Annotated in this window: 19 protein-coding genes; 2 read left to right on the top strand and 17 right to left on the bottom strand. The window is 39.0% G+C overall.

Annotated elements, in window-relative coordinates:
• The first annotated feature begins 293 nt into the window (after window positions 1-293).
• Together TT13_RS01860 and TT13_RS01855 are read left to right on the top strand one after the other, a co-directional pair.
• Window positions 294-1751: a basic amino acid/polyamine antiporter gene (locus TT13_RS01860; protein WP_045476398.1), complete on the top strand. Its 1458-nt coding sequence runs from the start codon at window positions 294-296 to the stop codon at window positions 1749-1751.
• A gap of 18 nt (window positions 1752-1769) precedes the next feature.
• The gene (locus tag TT13_RS01855) at window positions 1770-2540 is read left to right on the top strand and encodes a histidine racemase CntK family protein (RefSeq protein ID WP_027698399.1); all 771 of its coding nucleotides are present in this window, start codon (window positions 1770-1772) and stop codon (window positions 2538-2540) included.
• A gap of 50 nt (window positions 2541-2590) precedes the next feature.
• Here TT13_RS01855 and TT13_RS01850 read toward each other — a convergent pair whose 3' ends face one another.
• The 17 genes from TT13_RS01850 to TT13_RS01770 form a co-directional block, all read right to left on the bottom strand.
• Complete coding sequence (locus tag TT13_RS01850) at window positions 2591-3418, bottom strand: ABC transporter permease (RefSeq protein ID WP_027698398.1); 828 nt, start codon at window positions 3416-3418, stop codon at window positions 2591-2593.
• A 5-nt stretch (window positions 3419-3423) separates the two neighbouring features.
• Complete coding sequence (locus TT13_RS01845) at window positions 3424-4404, bottom strand: ABC transporter ATP-binding protein (RefSeq protein WP_027698397.1); 981 nt, start codon at window positions 4402-4404, stop codon at window positions 3424-3426.
• A gap of 120 nt (window positions 4405-4524) precedes the next feature.
• Window positions 4525-6333: a glycosyltransferase family 2 protein gene (locus TT13_RS01840; RefSeq protein WP_027698396.1), complete on the bottom strand. Its 1809-nt coding sequence runs from the start codon at window positions 6331-6333 to the stop codon at window positions 4525-4527.
• Window positions 6334-6683: 350 nt separating this feature from the next.
• Complete coding sequence (locus TT13_RS01835; protein ID WP_027698395.1) at window positions 6684-7262, bottom strand: TetR/AcrR family transcriptional regulator; 579 nt, start codon at window positions 7260-7262, stop codon at window positions 6684-6686.
• A gap of 16 nt (window positions 7263-7278) precedes the next feature.
• On the bottom strand, window positions 7279-7761 hold the full coding sequence (locus TT13_RS01830; RefSeq protein ID WP_027698394.1) for a large conductance mechanosensitive channel protein MscL: 483 nt from the start codon (window positions 7759-7761) through the stop codon (window positions 7279-7281).
• A gap of 103 nt (window positions 7762-7864) precedes the next feature.
• Complete coding sequence (gene rpsN / locus TT13_RS01825; RefSeq protein WP_027698393.1) at window positions 7865-8134, bottom strand: 30S ribosomal protein S14; 270 nt, start codon at window positions 8132-8134, stop codon at window positions 7865-7867.
• Between the two features lie 2 nt (window positions 8135-8136).
• A complete protein-coding gene (gene rpmG, locus TT13_RS01820) occupies window positions 8137-8286 on the bottom strand; it encodes a 50S ribosomal protein L33 (RefSeq protein ID WP_027698392.1) in 150 nt (49 codons plus the stop codon).
• A 175-nt stretch (window positions 8287-8461) separates the two neighbouring features.
• A complete protein-coding gene (locus tag TT13_RS01815; protein ID WP_027698391.1) occupies window positions 8462-10540 on the bottom strand; it encodes a DNA topoisomerase in 2079 nt (692 codons plus the stop codon).
• 6 nt (window positions 10541-10546) lie between these two features.
• On the bottom strand, window positions 10547-11185 hold the full coding sequence (locus TT13_RS01810; RefSeq protein ID WP_027698390.1) for a hypothetical protein: 639 nt from the start codon (window positions 11183-11185) through the stop codon (window positions 10547-10549).
• A gap of 151 nt (window positions 11186-11336) precedes the next feature.
• Window positions 11337-13136 carry a pyruvate oxidase gene (gene spxB / locus TT13_RS01805; RefSeq protein ID WP_027698389.1) on the bottom strand — a complete coding sequence of 600 codons (1800 nt, stop codon included), beginning with the start codon at window positions 13134-13136 and terminating at the stop codon, window positions 11337-11339.
• A 168-nt stretch (window positions 13137-13304) separates the two neighbouring features.
• The gene (era, locus tag TT13_RS01800; RefSeq protein ID WP_027698388.1) at window positions 13305-14213 is read right to left on the bottom strand and encodes a GTPase Era; all 909 of its coding nucleotides are present in this window, start codon (window positions 14211-14213) and stop codon (window positions 13305-13307) included.
• 37 nt (window positions 14214-14250) lie between these two features.
• Window positions 14251-14667: a diacylglycerol kinase family protein gene (locus tag TT13_RS01795; RefSeq protein WP_027698387.1), complete on the bottom strand. Its 417-nt coding sequence runs from the start codon at window positions 14665-14667 to the stop codon at window positions 14251-14253.
• Window positions 14651-15133, bottom strand: a complete 483-nt coding sequence (ybeY, locus tag TT13_RS01790; RefSeq protein WP_027698386.1) for an rRNA maturation RNase YbeY — start codon at window positions 15131-15133, stop codon at window positions 14651-14653. Before ybeY ends, TT13_RS01795 begins: the two co-directional genes overlap by 17 nt.
• Before the next feature lie 4 nt (window positions 15134-15137).
• Window positions 15138-16121 (bottom strand): PhoH family protein, encoded by a 984-nt coding sequence (locus tag TT13_RS01785; protein ID WP_027698385.1) that lies wholly within the window; start codon window positions 16119-16121, stop codon window positions 15138-15140.
• A 99-nt stretch (window positions 16122-16220) separates the two neighbouring features.
• On the bottom strand, window positions 16221-16664 hold the full coding sequence (locus TT13_RS01780; RefSeq protein ID WP_027698384.1) for a GatB/YqeY domain-containing protein: 444 nt from the start codon (window positions 16662-16664) through the stop codon (window positions 16221-16223).
• 75 nt (window positions 16665-16739) lie between these two features.
• Complete coding sequence (rpsU, locus tag TT13_RS01775) at window positions 16740-16925, bottom strand: 30S ribosomal protein S21 (RefSeq protein ID WP_027698383.1); 186 nt, start codon at window positions 16923-16925, stop codon at window positions 16740-16742.
• 148 nt (window positions 16926-17073) lie between these two features.
• Complete coding sequence (locus tag TT13_RS01770) at window positions 17074-17955, bottom strand: YitT family protein (RefSeq protein ID WP_027698382.1); 882 nt, start codon at window positions 17953-17955, stop codon at window positions 17074-17076.

Here is a 17955-nt window from a genome sequence, read left to right as displayed (position 1 = left end):
GCTAATTGATAAATTAATTTGGTATTGCTTATTTTAGATGCTAATGTTAGGATATAAACATTACATACTAACCAAAGGAGAATCACTATGTTTAAGTCAAACGTAACACTTCATCATCATTTGCATAGATAAACGTGTATCGTACTAAACAAGGTATAGATACAGTTTTTGATTACATTCAAAAGTATCTATGCCGGTGATTCTTATTTAAAAATAAGACCGGATAGAAGACTATTCGGTCTTTTTCTTTTGGATAAAGTGCATAACCATACATAAATGATGAGGATGAAACTATGGATACAAATAATGCTACTGATCTTACTAAGCCTAATAAAGGGATTGCCCTCCCGGCTCTAATCGCCGTTGTTATTTCAACTTCGATTGGATCTGGAATCTATGATTTACCAGCAACTTTAGCCCAAAACGCAACCCCCGGTGGTGCATTAGTTGCTTGGTTAATTACCGGCTTTGGTATTTTAATGCTTGGCCTAGGTATGAACTACTTAGCGGTCAATAAACTCGAATTAAACGGAATTACTGATTATGCCCGTGCAGGCTTTGGTGATTTTGCCGGCTTTATCTCTGGCTGGGGCTACTGGCTCTCAAATTGGCTAGCAAATGTCGCTTTTGCCACAATGCTTATGTCAACTTTAGGCTTTTTCTTTCCAGCAATGAAAGCCGGTAATACCGTTTTTGATATTTTCGTTGCTTCAGTTATTTCTTGGTTAATCGCTTGGTTGGTTTGCCGTGGTATTGAGGAAGCGGCGGTTGTTAACTTAATTGTTACGGTCTGTAAGCTAATTCCACTTTTTGCCTTCTTCGTTGTTACCCTCATGTCCTTTAAAGCCGGTGTCTTTACAGCGCACTTCTGGTCAAACATGTCTGTTAACCTACAAGCGACGACTTTATCATTTAGTCACGCGACCTTTGGCGGTATCCTTAAGCAAATTCAAGGTTCATTAATGACAATGATGTGGGTCTTTATCGGTTTTGAAGGTGCGACGATGCTTTCTAGTCGGGCCCGACGTAAATCAGATGCCGGTAAAGCAACGATGATTGGCCTAGTGACCTTAATCATTATTTATATTGTAATTTCAATGTTGCCTTACGGTTATCTATCACAGGCCCAATTAGTTAAAGTTCCCCACCCTGCCTTAGTTTATCTATTTGAACGTATGGTTGGCCCAGTTGGTGGGGCCTTCATCTCTGTCGGTTTAATCATTTCTATTCTGGGCGCTTGGCTATCATTAACCCTACTAACCGCTGAAACTACCAAATTAATGGCTGAACAAAAAGTTTTGCCAGCCTGGTTTGGTAAGATTAACCGCTTTGGTGTTGCATCTACTGGAGTTTGGCTAACGCAAGGTTTCATTCAAATCTTCTTAGTTTCCCTAATCTTCACATCGCAAGCCTATAACTTTGCTTATTCACTTTGTACATCAGTTATGTTAATTTGTTACGCCCTCGTTGGAGCTTATTTGGTTAAAGAAGGCTACCAAAAGCGTTCTGCCGGGTTGTTAATTGTCGGAACGATTGCCAGTGCTTTTGAAATTATGTCAGTTTTGTTTGCTGGTCTTGTCTTCCTTTGGTTAACTTCAATTGTTTACATCATTGGTTTTATCTTTTATTATTTTGCGCGTAAGCAAAACAATAAAAAAATTGCACCTTATGAGTGGATTTTAATGATTATTATTACCCTATTTGCCCTTGGTGCAATTCTGGCGCTGCTAGCTGGTAAAATTGCAATCTAAATGTTTGGGAGCTATCTTATGATTTCAAATAAAAATTTAACCTATGCAATCTATCACCCGGCGGGTAATGCTACAGCTTTAGTTGATGATCTCATCTTAGACGCAAGCCAGCGCCAGCAGATTAATGATTTAATTCTTGCCAAACATCCTGAAGTTGAGCAAGTGGGCTTTTTAGCCTCCAAGACCGCTCCACAACTATTAATGGCTGGTGGCGAGTTTTGTGGTAACGCTACTCGCTCAGCGGCCTTTGCCTATTTAGACGGTCGCCCTGGTAAAATGGCGCTAAAGGTCTATGATGGCCTGCAAACAGTTCAAGCTGGCGTCAATGAAGCCGGTGCTTGGTCTGAGATTCCACTTTTAACCGGGAATGAACCAGTTATGCCCCTTGCTAATGGTTACTACTTAGTTCGTTTAGCTGGTATTACACATCTGGTTGTCCCAGTTACCACTAAACCCACCGGCCTAAAAGAACAAGCACTCGCTTTAATTAAGGAATATCAAGTTGATGATCCTGACTGCGTAGGCGTCATTTTTGTTGATTATCAACTAAATGCCATTTATCCTGTTGTTCTAGTGAAGGCCATTCAAACGATCTTCGCTGAAACAGCCTGTGGCTCAGGTACAGTCGCCGTTGCTCTAGTATCAGCCTTTAAAAATCAACGAGCTTGTGCTCTAAATCTCGAGCAACCGTCTGGTGAATCGATTACAGCTAAGGTTAATGCTACCATGACTGAAGCTAGCATTATTGGTCCTGTTTCGGTCCTAGGCCACTATACTTTAACCATATAAAAAGAACCCCAATTGATAATATCAATTGGGGTTCTTTTTATATTTATATTTTAAACAAAATCAATTAACTGGTCTTTAAACTTCAAGTATAGGTGTGTACCTATAATTGCAAACAAAGCAATTTCCAACCAGAACATCCCCATCACTGATGGTGAATTCCAAAACCACTTCTGGTAGAGAAAGGTCTCACGCCAACCATTTACAATATAATAAAATGGATTAACTTTAGAACTGAAGTAAATTAGATTATTAAAGAAATCGCCTGGTGCAGGTTGGAACAAGATACCTGACATAAAGAAAGTCAACCGTAATATCTGTCGAACCAACATATCATAATCCGGGATTAAAATGTTAATCGTTGCGGAGAATACACCCAAGAAAAATAGCATTACCATTGCTGCAAAGCCGTAATAAATGATTTGTAACCAGTATAGGCTTGGATGAAAATTACCAGTTGTAAACATGGCAATTCCAGCCACCAAAGAAATTGAAGCAACGGCTGGGAACACCTGAACTACCCGAATTGAAGGCAGAATTGATACTGGAAACTTAACATTTCGTACCATAAAAATCTGATCCTGCATTGAACGGATTGTATCTGAGAAGCCTTGGTTTACTAGATACCAAGCCGCAAAGCCGACCGACATCCAGACAAAGTAAGGCATTCCCTCAACTGGCGCTTTAGTCCGAAAACCACCACCGAAAATGATTGCATAAGTTGTAACTTGAAATAACGGATCAAGAATCTCCCAAAGTGTTCCTAAATATTTATGAGCATTTCGTGCTTGTGTATCGTAAAATGCTAGCCTTACGGTCATGCCCAGATTAGTTACTTGCTCTGCTGCAAGATTCCAAACTGACTTAATCACAGTCCACATGCTTGCTAACCTCCATTTACAAAATGATATACGATATACGCCATTAGTAAGATAACAATTAACAGTGAACCATACAAACTAAAGGGGCCAAAGCCCTCAAAACTACGGAACTTAGTTATACTATGAATTTCTTCTTCACTTTTATCTTCAGCTTTTAGCGTCGTCACCAAGTCATCAATTTTAAACTGACGTTGCTGAGCCTTTTGTTCTTCAACATAAGCATCACGCTCCTGGCTACTCATCTGGTCTAAACGCTTGACGAAGGCTGCATACTCATCAGCAACTTCTTTTGTTGGACCAAAATCAAGCATTTCACCGTATTGAATCCACATCACTTTATTAGTAAATTGTCTAACTTGCTTTAAATCATGCGATACAAAGAAGATAGTCTTACCCTGCGCAATAAATTCTTTAATCTTACCTAATGCCTTATTTGAAAAATTAGAATCTCCAACTGATAAAGCCTCATCAATAATCAAAATATCTGGATCATTGTGTGTAACAATTGAAAAGCCTAATTTAGCGCGCATACCACTTGAATAGTCTTTAACCGGTTGATCAATAAAATCACCTAATTCAGAGAATTCAATAATATCTGGCATCATCTTATTGATTTGACGCATGTTATTGCGCATCATGATTTGCTTTAAACGAATATTTTCACGACCCGTCAATTCCCAATTGAGGCCTTCATTAATTGCAACTACCCCAATTGAGCCATTTAATTCTAAGTTTCCCGAAGTTTGAGGGATTACACCACTCAAAATATTTAGCAGGGTTGACTTACCAGAACCATTTGTTCCAACAATCCCAACAACATCGCCTGCTTCTACTTCAAAGGATAAACCTCGCAGGGCCCAAAAATTAGCTTCTGCCTGATTACCTTTGAAAACCGATTTTAGCTTTTCAGACTGATTGGCGTACAAAGAAAAGTTCTTTGTAACGCCCTCGGCCTTCGCCATAATTTTCTTTTCTTTATTTGTCATTTAAATTCTCGTTTTTAACAAAATTAATTTCGATTTTTGATAATTGTACAGAACTTTCTGAAAAAATACAAATCGCCCAATAATTTTTTCTAAAGCTACTTGCAATTTAATGAACTAAGATTACTTTTCATTAGGTGTTTTAACAGCCTTTGCATCAAGCTTCAAAATCTCATCCCACATTTGCTCACTGGTTAAGTAATCAAGTTTACTTAATAAACGTTGCCGTGTCTTAGGATAACTGAAAGTAAATTTAATTCCGTCGGCTAATAAGAGGAATAGATACTTCAAAGTCTTGCCACGTTTAACATCAACGACAAAGCCTTTGCTTGACTTGGCATCATAGTACAAAATCTTCTTATAACCTGCAACATCTCTAAAGTGTGCTCGATGAATAAACTCTTGCTCAACAACTTGATCCTTATTTTGTGGCAAAAAGAGTTTATTAAACGTCAATAAACGGAAGAACTTTTGCCGGCGACTCTCGTCATTTACCTGATGTTGAACGATGTTGTATTGGGTCAAATCAATCTCGGCCAACGCATTATCTTTGGTTAAATCCTTAAAGATTGGGAACATTGGCTTTAAATCAATACTCTTAACAAAGCGGTCAGCATCTAGTTGTGCAAAATTCTTAAATGAAAGTCGTAATACATCAACATAACCGTAACGGCCTGATACCAATTGATCAATATAACGCTTTGCATACTCAACAAAAATTGTTCCTCGATGGTTATTAAACAAAGCATTAACAATGGTTGAGTTGATTGATTCAAGATAAGTTGTCATACCAGCAACTTTAGTCATAAAGCTCTCAGCATAACAAGCAATTCCGTTTCCATAAATGATATTAAAGTCATTTAATTGGGAGAAAGATACATCATCGCCACGAACAAAGTATGGTGGCACAAGTTTATTTGCATACTTAATTGGGAAGGCACAGAACCACCAACCCATATAAGTTTTCTCCGTATTCTCATTTAATTCAGTAATTAATACTTCATGTGGTTCGAGAGCTGGGAAATTATGGAATTCAGGTGCAACCCAACGTTTTGACAAATGTGCTCCCCGTTCTATTAAGAAATCAGGATTATCTTCATAGAACAAAGCTGCTCCAACTGCTGTATTATCTTGCTCAGCGAAGGAAAGAATCATATATGCCCGTTTAACACTTTCCACTTCCAAACTTGCATCATCATCCATAAAGAGGACGTGCGTAGCGTCAGTGTCGCGCTTATAGTGCAAGAAGCCACGTGTAAAGCCACCTGAACCACCAGTATTTTCATTTGGAATAATTTGTACGCCCATTGCTTCTTCTGGCGTGATATTTTGTGAATTATCAACAACCACAAAATCAATTTTGTTATGCCAAGCAGCATCATCCAATAGCTGTTCTTTAATGCGCTTGATTGCTGGAATTACATAGGCCTTACGATTAAAGTGCGTTACTGAAATTCCTAGCTTTACATCGCGCTTTTTAGATGCCTTTGTCGCCCAAGCAAAATCTTTGATTTTCACATCATTTAAAGCAATAATCTTGGGAGAAATTAAGCCAGTGTACTCAAGGTTATCCGAAATGTCCAAATCAAACACGACTTGCTGTTCTTCGGTTAAATCAATTGTCTTTTTGACTAATTGTCGTTTTGGATACCCAAAATAATCGACATCTAAGCGGCTTTGGAAAACTTCCCATAGCTCTACTTCAATTTTTCCACTTCCACTAATTACCAAACTGACCTGATCTAGGCCAACTCGTTGCTGCCATAATGGCATTGAAAGGGCGTTATAGTATGTATCGAAACGTGCAGTTGAGTACTTTTGCAACGATAAACCTTGCTCATCGTAATAAACACTGCCCTCTGTCCTTAGATACTTCTTTTTCGAACCTAAAGCCGTGTTCATTGGATAAATAAAGTTTTGTAAGATTTCCATTTAAATTACTCCTTTTATACATACGTTTTACCTTTGATTACCAAAAAGTTGACTAAGCACCCACTAGTATTCTTAGCCATTAATTATTTTTGATTAAAACTGTTACGTATACTTTATATCGTATTAACACAATAGATATATTTTAATTAATTTCATTAGGCCTATTAATTAAAACTTCTAGTCATTTTTTTACTACATCTAAACATAGTAAATATCCTAACTCGCTAATAAATTGCTCGCAAATCCTTAATTCCATCATAACTGCATCACGATATAAATTGCCATTGGATATTAAGGCAGACATACAATTATATCATGCTCTAATTCAGCATTCAATTTGGCTCACTAGGTCATACCAATAGAATTGCATGCTCAGCCATATCAATAAAAGTTGCGATTTCATCATCACTTATAGTAACTGCCAGACGTTGCCGCTCGGTAATTAACCAAAAAAGCGGTTGAATCACTTGAGCAACAATTATATCAACATTGTCAGTTCTTAGTTGTTGTTGCTTTTGTGCAAGTTTTAAAACCGTCAAAAAATCTGCACTTACAAGTGCCCCTTGCCCTTGTAAATCAATCGGCAAGGCTTCTTGGTTTGTATTCATTATTCGAATAAAGTTTGCATAAAGAGGATTATGCAACAACGCTTTTGCATAATGATTTAATACCTGTGTAAATTGTTCCTTTAAGGGTAAGCCGCTTAATTCAATGCCATCCGTCGCAAGCAAAATTTGTTCTAGTGCTTCTGTATAAAGATGTCCCAATAAGTCCGTCTTATTTTCAAAGTAAATGTACGCCGTTGCAACTGAAAGGTTAGTTGCTTTTGCTAGTTTTGCCATGCTCAATTGAGTTATTCCATCATTAGCGACAAGGGTTAATGCTGCTTTTTTTAAAGCTAACCGTTTTTCTTGATCTTGGATTCGCATTTCTTTGGCCTCACCATTATTTTGACTTTTCGATCAATTCACGCAATAAATCATTTGTCTCTTCCTGAGCCTTACGCAATTTTTGCGTCTCAACAAAGGTTGCATTATAACCAAATTGTTCCTCAGGATTACGTGCCCACACATTATTCAATAATTTAACAAAGAAGAAGACCGAACCAGCAATTAAAAGCATCGACAACAATGACTGGATAAAATTATCCAAAGGAATTACTTGCCACTTCAAAATATGCTCTGGCGATAAGATTAGCACTACAAAAAAATTAATAATTCCCGTTAATAATGCTACAAAGGACTTTACGACATCAGTAAAAGTATTTCCGACAATTACACCAATTGCAAAGCCCATTACCTTATCGTTAGTAAGAAACTTACGAAAATCAACCAGTAGCGAATGTCGCATTAACATATCTGTTGCTGATTGGAGACTTTGCATCCCCTTTTCTAATTGATCTAATCGATTATTATCTTTTTCTGCCATTTAAATAATCTCCCTTATCCCCAACACCTTTTTAAATTATAATACTAAACCTAACTTAGTGACTGCTAAAAAAAAGGCCACTAGAAAGTGGCCTTTGAGCTTCTTACCAAGAAGCTTTCTTAACACCAGGGATAAGACCCTTGTGTGCTAATTGACGGAAGTTCAAACGTGACATTCCGAACTCACGCATGTAAGCATGAGGACGTCCATCAATCAAATCACGATTGTGCATACGTACAGGTGATGCATTACGTGGCAACTTTGATAGTCCAACATAATCACCAGCTGCCTTTAAAGCAGCACGCTTAGCAGCATACTTCTCAACTGTAGCTTCAATCTTCTTTGCCTTAGCGATCTTTGACTTTTTAGCCATGATTACTTTACCTCCTTGAATGTAGTAACGCGACGTAGCTTTGGTGAATACTTCTTCAACTCCAAGCGGTCTGGTGTGTTACGACGATTCTTCGAAGTAAGGTAGATACGCTCACCAGTTTCGGCGGCTTCCAATATAATGTTAATGCGCATTAACATAACTCCTTAAATGTATTTGTGGTTGATCCACAACTATTATTGACGACAGAACCAGCTATTGATAACTAATTCCTTAATATCGTTTTAATAGCTAGTAAATTACAAATATTTATATTACAGGAGCTATAAACATATTGCAAGCTTTTTATAGCGCACGTACTATATCGAACTATTTATCTTTTGGCTTTAATTTAAATCCATAAAAGGTACTACCCTTATATGTTTGCTTAGCCAACTGTCCGCGTGCCATATAATCTTTACCGCGTTTAGTTTTAGCTGGAAATGTAATCTCTTGTCCCGCTATTAGTTGCTCAATTTCGGCGGTTGTAAATGTATGTCCGCTCCACTCTTTAGCAAAAGAAATCGTCTGCCCCTGCCATTCAGCTGTAATCTTCTCACTTGGCGTTCGCCGAGGTTTACTTGCTTTTGGTTGGCCTAGTAAAGGAATCAATTGTTCAGCATTTGCAACCATGATTGGCAAATCATGTTCAACTAGCATCGTAACTGATTCTGAGAGTTTAGCTTGTTTTATCTCAAAACGCCCGACTTGTTCCATCATTTCAAACAAACGCTTAGTAATTTTGGGTGAAGCAATCCAAGTATCCTTAACCAGGATTGCTGATACATCCCCAGTTTGCGTTAAGGTTAGCTTGCCTCGATTTTCCTTTAACATCGCTTGACTCCCCCGACCCATTTCAGCTAAGGTTGAAACTCTTGTCGCACCAGTACCCACTTGGTTCTTTTCCAAAAAAGCCATTATCCATTTTGTACTTGGCTGTTGTGGTTTAGGATTAACCCCTTCAGCCACCATAGGGTCAGCCATTGGCCCCACTTGATTACTTTTATAGGTTGTTTTATGGTCATCGAGTGCGACTTCCTGTTGGCTATCAAAAATCTTTTTAAAGTTTAGAGCAATTGGAATATTGAAAGCCGTTTTAAATTTGGGGTAATCCAGCAATTCTGCTGTTACATGGTCATAAATGTAGTCTTCTGCTAACATTGCTAAGTAGTTTTTTGCTAATAATTCATAAATTGCCGGCCCACTTGGCCCATACTTACTCAAACTTGCTAAATTACCTGGTAAGGTCAAACCAGGGCGGTTAGCACCATGCGAACCTTGTGGTTTAACATGTGTACTTCGTGCCTGTCGATGAGTCAATAAGGTCTGATCAACCCCCACTAAAGCGGCAATTTTGTCTGCTAGTGGTGCTAACTCATTGAATTGCTCTGGGGTAATTGTTTTGTCCTCAGTTCGTGGATAAGACACTAATTGAGCTTCATACATTTTTTGGTAAGTTGCTAAAATCTCTTTAGCATTAAACCCGCGTGTCGCTAAACTAGCAGCTAGGCCCGCTAAATCAAGCAATCGTCCTGGTTGCTGTCGCTTTTTTTTATGTTGCTCATTTGTAACTGCACTTGAATGGTAATTAGCTAAATCATTTATAGCGGCTTGCTTATCCATAAAACGCCAACTTGCCAAATCATCACTTTTACTTGATCTGGTAAAGATATGGCCTGCCGGATCAATAAACTTAACTTCAAAAAAAGGTTTCGCCACATAATTTTTAATTGCCATTAATTGTTCGTAGATCTTCCAAGCAATCACTGATTTAAGACGTCCCTCACGGGCAACTACTTTAAAACCAGCTCGTTTAGCAGCCGTTGTTGCAATTCGAGTTAACTGCATTGAAGCAAAATCCCAGCGATTCCTTCCTTCACCTTTTAAATACTCACCATCTTCAGCCATCACTGAAACATCCCGTAGGTTTCGCAAGGCTTTTTGCAGTTCTTTTATTGATTCGTCAATAAAGTTTGCTCGCAATACTTGCCCGGACCAACCAATCGCCTCGAGCGCTTCCCAAGCTAATAATTCGCCTTCACCTGATGGGTCCGTATCAGTTGCAATCACAATCGCATCATAACCACGCCGACTCTCCTTTTTTAATTCATCAACTAACTTTTTAGTTGATTCAAGCCGGCCAGTCCGTAAATTGCGGGTTTTAATATAGTCCCGCTGCCAAGAAAAATCTGATAATTGCCAAGGTAAGTATTTAATTTGCCATGATCTATATTGTTTCTTAAGTGACTCTTCCACCATTACTTCCGGATCAACTAGGGTCATTACATGCCCACGCAAATTTGTAATTTGATAGGTGAAATCGGCAAAATCACCCGTCAAGCCCCCCAATGCTTTACTAAAATTTTGGGCAGCTGAAGGTTTTTCCGTTAAAATTAGATACTTTTTCATTAAAAATCACTCCGCTTGTCGCATATAATACCAAGACAGATAGATAAAGGCCAAAGCCAAACTATCATAGCTCAATAGATCCATTAAGCCACTCAAAGGCCAGCCTAGCAGAGCCATACCATATTCAAGTGCATTGAACAGTAAAAACAAAATTGTCATAAGTCTTAACACATTAGCTGGTGAAAATAACTTATGATTTGCCAAAGCTTTACTAAAACGCCAAAGGGTCCAAGCTAATAATAGATTCACAATTAACGCTAAAACATCTCGAAGTGACCAGGTTACTTTAGATACAGCTAAGTCAGCCATATTTTGTAGGGGCATCAAGTAGCCAAATAGGGTCAAAATTGCCAAACCACCAAAAAGCCAGGCAACGCTGTGCTGTAGTTTTAAGCTAGCTTCGTAACGATACAACAATTGTAAAGCCACTAACATTAATAGAATTAAGGCAAAGCCAACTAGATACATATTACGAAAGGCTAATCCAAAATCAGCATCTTGTGCCAATAGAATTGCAATTGGATAGCTAGCTGGTCGATAAATGGGCCAAATAATTGTACCTAACAGTGGTAAAAGAATGATTAATAAACCACCAATGCCGCCTAATCCTAAAGCCCACTTTCTTTGCCACCATTGATTTTGCATAGCTACCTCCTAATTTATAAAGATTATTTTATTCTTAACCCCTAATTCTACCAAATTATCGACAGTACAAAAATAGCTTTGCTTATGATTAGCAAAGCTATTTTCAATTAATTAGGTTAACTATATCAAAATCATGTTGGCTAGAAATTAATTAGAAGCCACCCTGTTCAATTTCTGCATTATCAATTACCACACCATAATCTGCTAGGTACTTAGCAAATGGTTGTAGGTCCTCGGCTTCATAACGCTTCTTAAATGCTTCGATTGCTTCTGCATCATAACGTCGTGGGTCCAAAACCATGGCCTCAACCGGAATTGGCCGTTCATTGGTAATGACTACATCCACTAAGACTGGCTCAGTCTGACCAATTTCCTTTGCTTTAGCAAAAACATCGGCTAATTGATTAATTTCCGTTACTCGGAAGCCCTTCATGCCAACTGCCTCTGCTACCTTGGCAAAGTTAATATCATTGAAAGTAACCCCTAGATAACCTTTATTAGTATCCTCTTGCTCATCTTTAATGAAACCAAACTGATGATTTGAGAAGACTACATTAATAATTGGCAAATGGTACTGTACTTCAGTAACCAAATCTTGCATTACCATTGCAGCACCACCATCACCAGAAAGTGACAAAACTTGTCGCTCAGGATAGTTTAATTTTGCAGCAATGGCACCTGGAATCCCAACTCCCATGGTTGCAAATAGATTTGAAGTGAAGTGGCGGTTACTTGGCTGGAGAATTAAGTGACGGTTTGCTAGCTGATTCACATCACCAACATCCAAAGAGAAAATCGTATCTGCGTTTGTAATCTTATTGATTGCCGCATAAGCTTGATAGGCCTGCAATGGGCCATCCTTCTTGCTCTCTAGCTTAACTAGATATTCATTCCAATTCGCTACATTAGCCAAATTAGCCTGCCACCAAGGGGTCGCAGCTTTTTCACTAGCTAGTTCATTTATCTTTGCCAAAGCCCGCTTTGCGTCAGCCAACATTGCGACATCTGCATAGTGGCGCTTACCAAGCTTAGCTGGGTCAATATCGATTTGCAAAAACTTTTCAACGTGCTTAAAGGCTTTTGAAACTTCCGCAAAAGGATAATTGCTGCCGACAAATAATACGACGTCTGCTTGAGCTAAGGCCTCATTGGCTGGCTTGTGTGCTACTCGATTAGCTGAGCCAAGATAGTATGGCTGGCGATCAGGTAAAATGGCCTTAGCTGGATAAGTACTCATAAGTGGTATCTTCAACTTTTCAGCCAAAGCAGCTAATTCTGCACCTGCCTGCTTTGCACCAATTCCAAAATAAATCAGCGGCCGTTTTGCAGCTGTCAAAATATCAGTAATTTCTTGTGCTTGCTCAATATCAACATGTTCATAAACTGGCTTTTGGAAACTGTTAGCAGAGGCATACCAACTTTCAGCTGGAATTTCTTGCCATGGTAAATCAACTGGGATTTGCACCACAGCTACGCCATGTTGTGCATAAGCCCGACGAATTGCCTCATCAATGATATGTGGTAATGACTCAGCTGTCACCACCGTTACATTATATACTGCTACATCCGCATAAATTGGATTTTCGTTCATCTCCTGGAAAGTGTCCATATTCATACCAGAAGTTCCAAACTGACCAACCAAGGCCAAAACAGGAACGTGATCTTCACGTGCATCGTAAAGCCCATTTAATAAATGAGTACCACCAGGGCCAGCTGAGCCAAAGGCAACCCCAATCTTACCAGTTAGCTTTGCATCCGCAGCTGCGGCCATAGCCCCAACTTCTTCATGACGAACCTGAATGTATTTGATACTGCTCTTTTCATCCAGGAGTGCGTCCATTGTTGAATTGATTGAACCCCCTGGAATTCCGTATAAATGATCGACGTCCCAAGCTTCTAGAACCTTAACCATCGCATCACCGGCTTTAATCATCTTTTGATCATTTGCCATACTCTCATCCCCCCATAAGTCACAACTCTAATTTGTTTACGCTTTCAGTATACTACTTGATTTTTGTAAGTTCAATCGCTCATTATAGATTTCTACATGCAATCAACCTATAAACAACTAGTAATTAATATAAAAGCCCAAGCAAAGTTATGCTTGGGCTTAATTAATTTAAATAAAATCTGAGTCTTCCTTATAACCATAGGTTTGTAGTGCTTGTGGCTTATCACGCCATCGTTCTTCAACCTTAACCCAAGTCTCAAGGAAAATTTTGTCACCAAGCAAACGCTCAATATCACGTCGGGCACGGATACCGATTTCTTTAATCATTGCACCTTGCTTACCAATCACAATATTTTTTTGTGTTGGTCGCTCAACAATAATCGTTGCTTGGACATGTAAATGTTTATCATCTTGCCGTTCAATCTTATCAATCACTACAGCTACTGAATGTGGGACTTCCTGCCGGGTTAGTTGCAAGACCTTTTCACGAATCAACTCAGCCATAATAAAGCGTTCTGGATGATCAGTAATTTGATCAGCAGGATAATATTGTGGTCCTTCGGCCAAATTAGCCATGGCATTATTGAGTAATTCATCAACACCATCACCCTTTAAGGCTGAAATTGGATAGATATCATTAAATTCCATTTGCTGTGAATAATCAGCAATAATTGCCAAAAGTTCCTCTGGATGAATTAAATCAATTTTATTGATAATCAAATTAACTGGCGTTTCAGTCTCCCGCAAGCGGTTGATAATAAAGTCATCACCTGCGCCTCGCTTTTGATCTGCATTGACAATAAACCAAATTACATCTGCTTCGTGCAAGGCCGACATCGCTGTCTTAACCATGTAATCACCCAATGAATTTTGTGGTTTATGAATCCCTGGTGTATCCAAGAAAACAATCTGCCCTTCATCCGTTGTGTAGATACCTTGAATTTTATTTCGGGTTGTCTGTGCTTTTGGTGACATAATGGCAATTTTTTCGCCAATCATTTTATTTAAGAGCGTTGACTTACCAACGTTTGGCCGGCCAACTAAGGCAATAAAGCCTGACTTAAATTCTGTACTCATATCTATATTATCCAATCTGGCTCGCACTATGGAGCCTTTAAAATGTTCTTAAATAAGCGAAAATATATGGCTGGAAAATTAAAATTCCAATGATGATTGCAAAACCCACAGCAGCCAAAACTGCACCAGAAGCCACATCTTTTGCTACCTTTGCTAAAAAGAAATAATGATCTCCTACAATTAAGTCAACAATCGCCTCAACAATCGTGTTGACAAATTCCGCCATAATCACTGTAAATACCGCCACAGTCACCCATAGCCAATCAGAACGCCCCAATCCAACTTTTAAACCAACAATCAAAACGATTAGTGCTGCTGCAAAATGAATCCGCATATTTCTTTCGCGAACTAAGAGCTGACCAATTCCTTCTAAAGCATGACCCAAAGCTTGCAAAAAATTACTATTCTTTTCGATTTGTGGTTGCTTTTTATTTCCTTTATCGTGTAAGGCCATAGTCATCTAATATTTTTGCTTGTAGCGCAAAATGAATTCGCTCGTCTTCTTCACTACGCATGTGGTCATAGCCATTTAGATGTAAAAAGCCATGCACAATTAAGAATCCCAGCTCGCGTTCATAGGAATGCTCAAGATAAACTGCTTGTTCGGCAATTTTATCTACTGACACAATAATATCACCAATATTTTTAGCTAAGTCCGCCGCCATTTCATCATCCATAATTAGCGGAGTATCATCACCATCTTCTTCAATCGCAAAAGAAATTACATCCGTTGGCTTATCTAAGCCACGATATTCACGATTATACCGCTGAATTTCATCATTATTTACAAAGGTTACTGACATCTCAGTATTGTCTGGTAAATCAATGTATTTTCCGGCATAGTCTAAAACTTTTTTAGTCAATTCAATATGTTCGGCTGACACGCCTTCCTTTGTTTGGTCAAAAACTGCCAAATCCATAATCTTACGCTTCTTTCTTTTCGGCTTCTTTTGCATCATAAAAATCATAGGCATTAATAATTGCCCCGACTACCGGGTGTCTAACCACGTCGTCAGCAGCAAAATTAATAAATTCAATGTGGTCTACATTTTGTAAAATCGTTTCGGCTTGGATTAGACCAGACCGTACCCGACTAGGCAAATCAATTTGTGAAATATCACCATTCACAATCATTTGCGAACCAAAACCTAATCGTGTCAAAAACATTTTCATTTGTTGCGTTGTCGTATTTTGTGCTTCATCCAAAATGATAAAAGCATTATCTAAGGTTCGACCACGCATATAAGCTAAAGGTGCGATTTCAATCGTTCCCCGCTCCATAAACCGTTCAGTCCGTTCGGCTCCTATTAGCATATTTAAAGCATCATAAATTGGCCGTAAATAAGGGTCAACTTTTTCCTTCAAATCACCAGGCAGAAAGCCCAAACTTTCGCCAGCTTCAACTGCTGGTCGTGTAATAATAATTCGTTCAACATCACCACGCTTTAGCGCTGCAATTGCCATAACAACTGCCAAATAGGTCTTACCTGTACCGGCTGGTCCAATGCCAAAAGTTATATCGTTATGTTGAATTGCTTGCACATAGCGCCTTTGACCATAATTTTTAACCCGAACGGCTCGCCCTTTACTGTCATGGAGCAGCGTTTCTGTATACAAATCTGCAAAGTATTCCAAGGTTCCCCGCTCATACATCTTCATGGCAGAAACCAGGTCAGTCGCATTTAGTTTAATTCCTTTTTTAATCAAAGCTGTTAGAGCCTCTATAACCGCAAAGGTTCCCTCGACCGCGGTTTGCTCACCCTTAATCGTCAATTTGTCACCAAACACAACAATTACAACTTGCATCCCTTCTTCTAATAAATGAAGATTAGCATCTTGAGGGCCAACTAAGCCAATCTCTTGCTCCGCATTTTCAAACGTATATTGCTTTTCGAATGGTTTTGTCAAATTCCTTCCCCTTACATCTCATAGTGCTTCTATTATACCGCACCGTTAAATAATCTGTACTATGTATCATAGCTAAAAAAGCTATGTAATATACTCTAATTAGGCTAGCAAACTTTGTACGGTCTGGCTTACTAACTTTCCATCAGCTTTACCTTTAACCTTAGGCATCAAAGCACCCATCACTTTACCCAAATCGGCCTTTGAACTTGCACCAACTTCTGCAATTGTCGCCTTAACAATTTCTGCTACTTCATCGGCAGATAATTGTTCTGGCAAATAGCGCTTTAAGACATCCATTTGCACTTGAATGCCATCAGCTAAATCAGTACGATCGGCATCAGCATAGGCAGCTTGTTCCTCAACCCTTTGCTTCATCTCTCGTGACAATACTGCTAATTCATCATCTGCACTCAATGGATGTCCCAATTTGATTTCTTCATTTGATAGAGAAGCCTTTACCATTCGTACAACAGACAAAGTCTCTTTATCCTTAGCTTTCATCGCTGTTTTCATATCAGCTGTTAATTGTTCTAATAAACTCATCTTTTTTCTCCTTTTTACTCATTATAAAACAAAACCGGATCATCGTCTAAACGATAACCCGGCTAGAACACGCGCTTAGCGGCTCTTCTTGTTTTTACGCTTACGTGCTGCTTCAGCCTTCAACTTACGTTGAACTGATGGCTTAATGTAGTACTCGCGCTTACGGTACTCTTGTAAAGTACCATCCTTTGATACACCGCGCTTGAAACGACGGAGAGCATCATCAAGAGACTCATTCTTACGAACAACTGTCTTTGCCATAATGTTTACCCTCCCTTCCCGTGTTAGTTTTCAACTATATTCGTCGCACACTTTATCCTCTAACTATGTTACCAGAATGTTAGCCTATGTCAACGTTTTCTATGAAACCTATTGGTAATTGGCTGAATTTAAAAAATCCCGGCAATTTTTACAAACGTGGTTCAAAGAAACGACCAAATGTTCGGTCAATTCGCCAAGCAGAAGCCCATGCAACTGGATCAGCTTCATGAATGGCATCTTGCAAATCATACTGTTCATGTTGCGAAATCACTGTGAACAAGACATCCTTATTGTGATGGTTAAATCCACCTTCAGCACCATGAATAATGGTGATTCCACGGCGCATTTTATTTTGTAGTGCATCCACCACGGCACATTCATTTTCCGTAACAATCATTACTTGCAGTTTTTGCTGACGTGTATACACTAAATCAATTACCCGCGCATTTACAACTAAGCCAATTCCCGTGTATAGCGCAAATTCTGGGCCAAATAAGATTCCTGAACCTAAAAGAATGAAAAAGTTAAACGTTAAGTTGGCCGCCCCCATTTTCATACCAGTCCAACGACGAACTAAGATACCAATGATATCTAAACCACCTGTTGATAACCCATTTCTCAAGGCCAACCCAGTTCCAAAACCATTCAAGGCACCACCAAAAATAGCATCAACCAATGGGTCTTTAACCCAAGGAATGTCTGGGCCATGCAAAACGCGCATTGCAAGGGCGGCTAAGGCAATCGCCAAGCCGGAGAAAAATGTAAAACGATGACCAATCTTAATCCAAGAAAAGACTAACAAGGGAATATTCAAAATCAAATAAAGGATGTAAACCGGTGCTGGAATACCAAACAGCCGATCTGCTACAGTATTTAATAATTGAGCCAACCCAGTAAATCCTGATGAGTAAATATGACCGGGCGTCCAAAAATAATTCAATGCAATTGAAGCAGCAACCGCATATACCATTGCTGCACCAACACGAGCAGAATACTCGTGTTCGCCAGAAAATCGATCAAATTGTTCCAT

The sequence above is a fragment of the Weissella oryzae SG25 genome, from assembly GCF_000691805.2.
Taxonomy (GTDB): Bacteria; Bacillota; Bacilli; order Lactobacillales; family Lactobacillaceae; genus Weissella; species Weissella oryzae.
This window is presented reverse-complemented; position numbering and strand designations above follow the sequence as displayed.

Coding starts and splice junctions, on each gene's coding strand:
- spxB (WP_027698389.1), bottom strand. CDS start 13,136: ATGGCAAATGATCAAAAGATGATTAAAGCCGGTGATGCGATGGTTAAG.
- TT13_RS01795 (WP_027698387.1), bottom strand. CDS start 14,667: ATGGCCTTACACGATAAAGGAAATAAAAAGCAACCACAAATCGAAAAG.
- TT13_RS01845 (WP_027698397.1), bottom strand. CDS start 4,404: ATGACAAATAAAGAAAAGAAAATTATGGCGAAGGCCGAGGGCGTTACA.
- TT13_RS01770 (WP_027698382.1), bottom strand. CDS start 17,955: ATGGAACAATTTGATCGATTTTCTGGCGAACACGAGTATTCTGCTCGT.
- TT13_RS01850 (WP_027698398.1), bottom strand. CDS start 3,418: ATGTGGACTGTGATTAAGTCAGTTTGGAATCTTGCAGCAGAGCAAGTA.
- rpsN (WP_027698393.1), bottom strand. CDS start 8,134: ATGGCTAAAAAGTCAAAGATCGCTAAGGCAAAGAAGATTGAAGCTACA.
- TT13_RS01830 (WP_027698394.1), bottom strand. CDS start 7,761: ATGGCAGAAAAAGATAATAATCGATTAGATCAATTAGAAAAGGGGATG.
- TT13_RS01780 (WP_027698384.1), bottom strand. CDS start 16,664: ATGAGTTTATTAGAACAATTAACAGCTGATATGAAAACAGCGATGAAA.
- rpsU (WP_027698383.1), bottom strand. CDS start 16,925: ATGGCAAAGACAGTTGTTCGTAAGAATGAGTCTCTTGATGATGCTCTC.
- TT13_RS01815 (WP_027698391.1), bottom strand. CDS start 10,540: ATGAAAAAGTATCTAATTTTAACGGAAAAACCTTCAGCTGCCCAAAAT.
- rpmG (WP_027698392.1), bottom strand. CDS start 8,286: ATGCGCATTAACATTATATTGGAAGCCGCCGAAACTGGTGAGCGTATC.
- TT13_RS01810 (WP_027698390.1), bottom strand. CDS start 11,185: ATGCAAAATCAATGGTGGCAAAGAAAGTGGGCTTTAGGATTAGGCGGC.
- TT13_RS01855 (WP_027698399.1), top strand. CDS start 1,770: ATGATTTCAAATAAAAATTTAACCTATGCAATCTATCACCCGGCGGGT.
- era (WP_027698388.1), bottom strand. CDS start 14,213: ATGAGTACAGAATTTAAGTCAGGCTTTATTGCCTTAGTTGGCCGGCCA.
- TT13_RS01835 (WP_027698395.1), bottom strand. CDS start 7,262: ATGCGAATCCAAGATCAAGAAAAACGGTTAGCTTTAAAAAAAGCAGCA.
- TT13_RS01860 (WP_045476398.1), top strand. CDS start 294: ATGGATACAAATAATGCTACTGATCTTACTAAGCCTAATAAAGGGATT.
- TT13_RS01840 (WP_027698396.1), bottom strand. CDS start 6,333: ATGGAAATCTTACAAAACTTTATTTATCCAATGAACACGGCTTTAGGT.
- ybeY (WP_027698386.1), bottom strand. CDS start 15,133: ATGGATTTGGCAGTTTTTGACCAAACAAAGGAAGGCGTGTCAGCCGAA.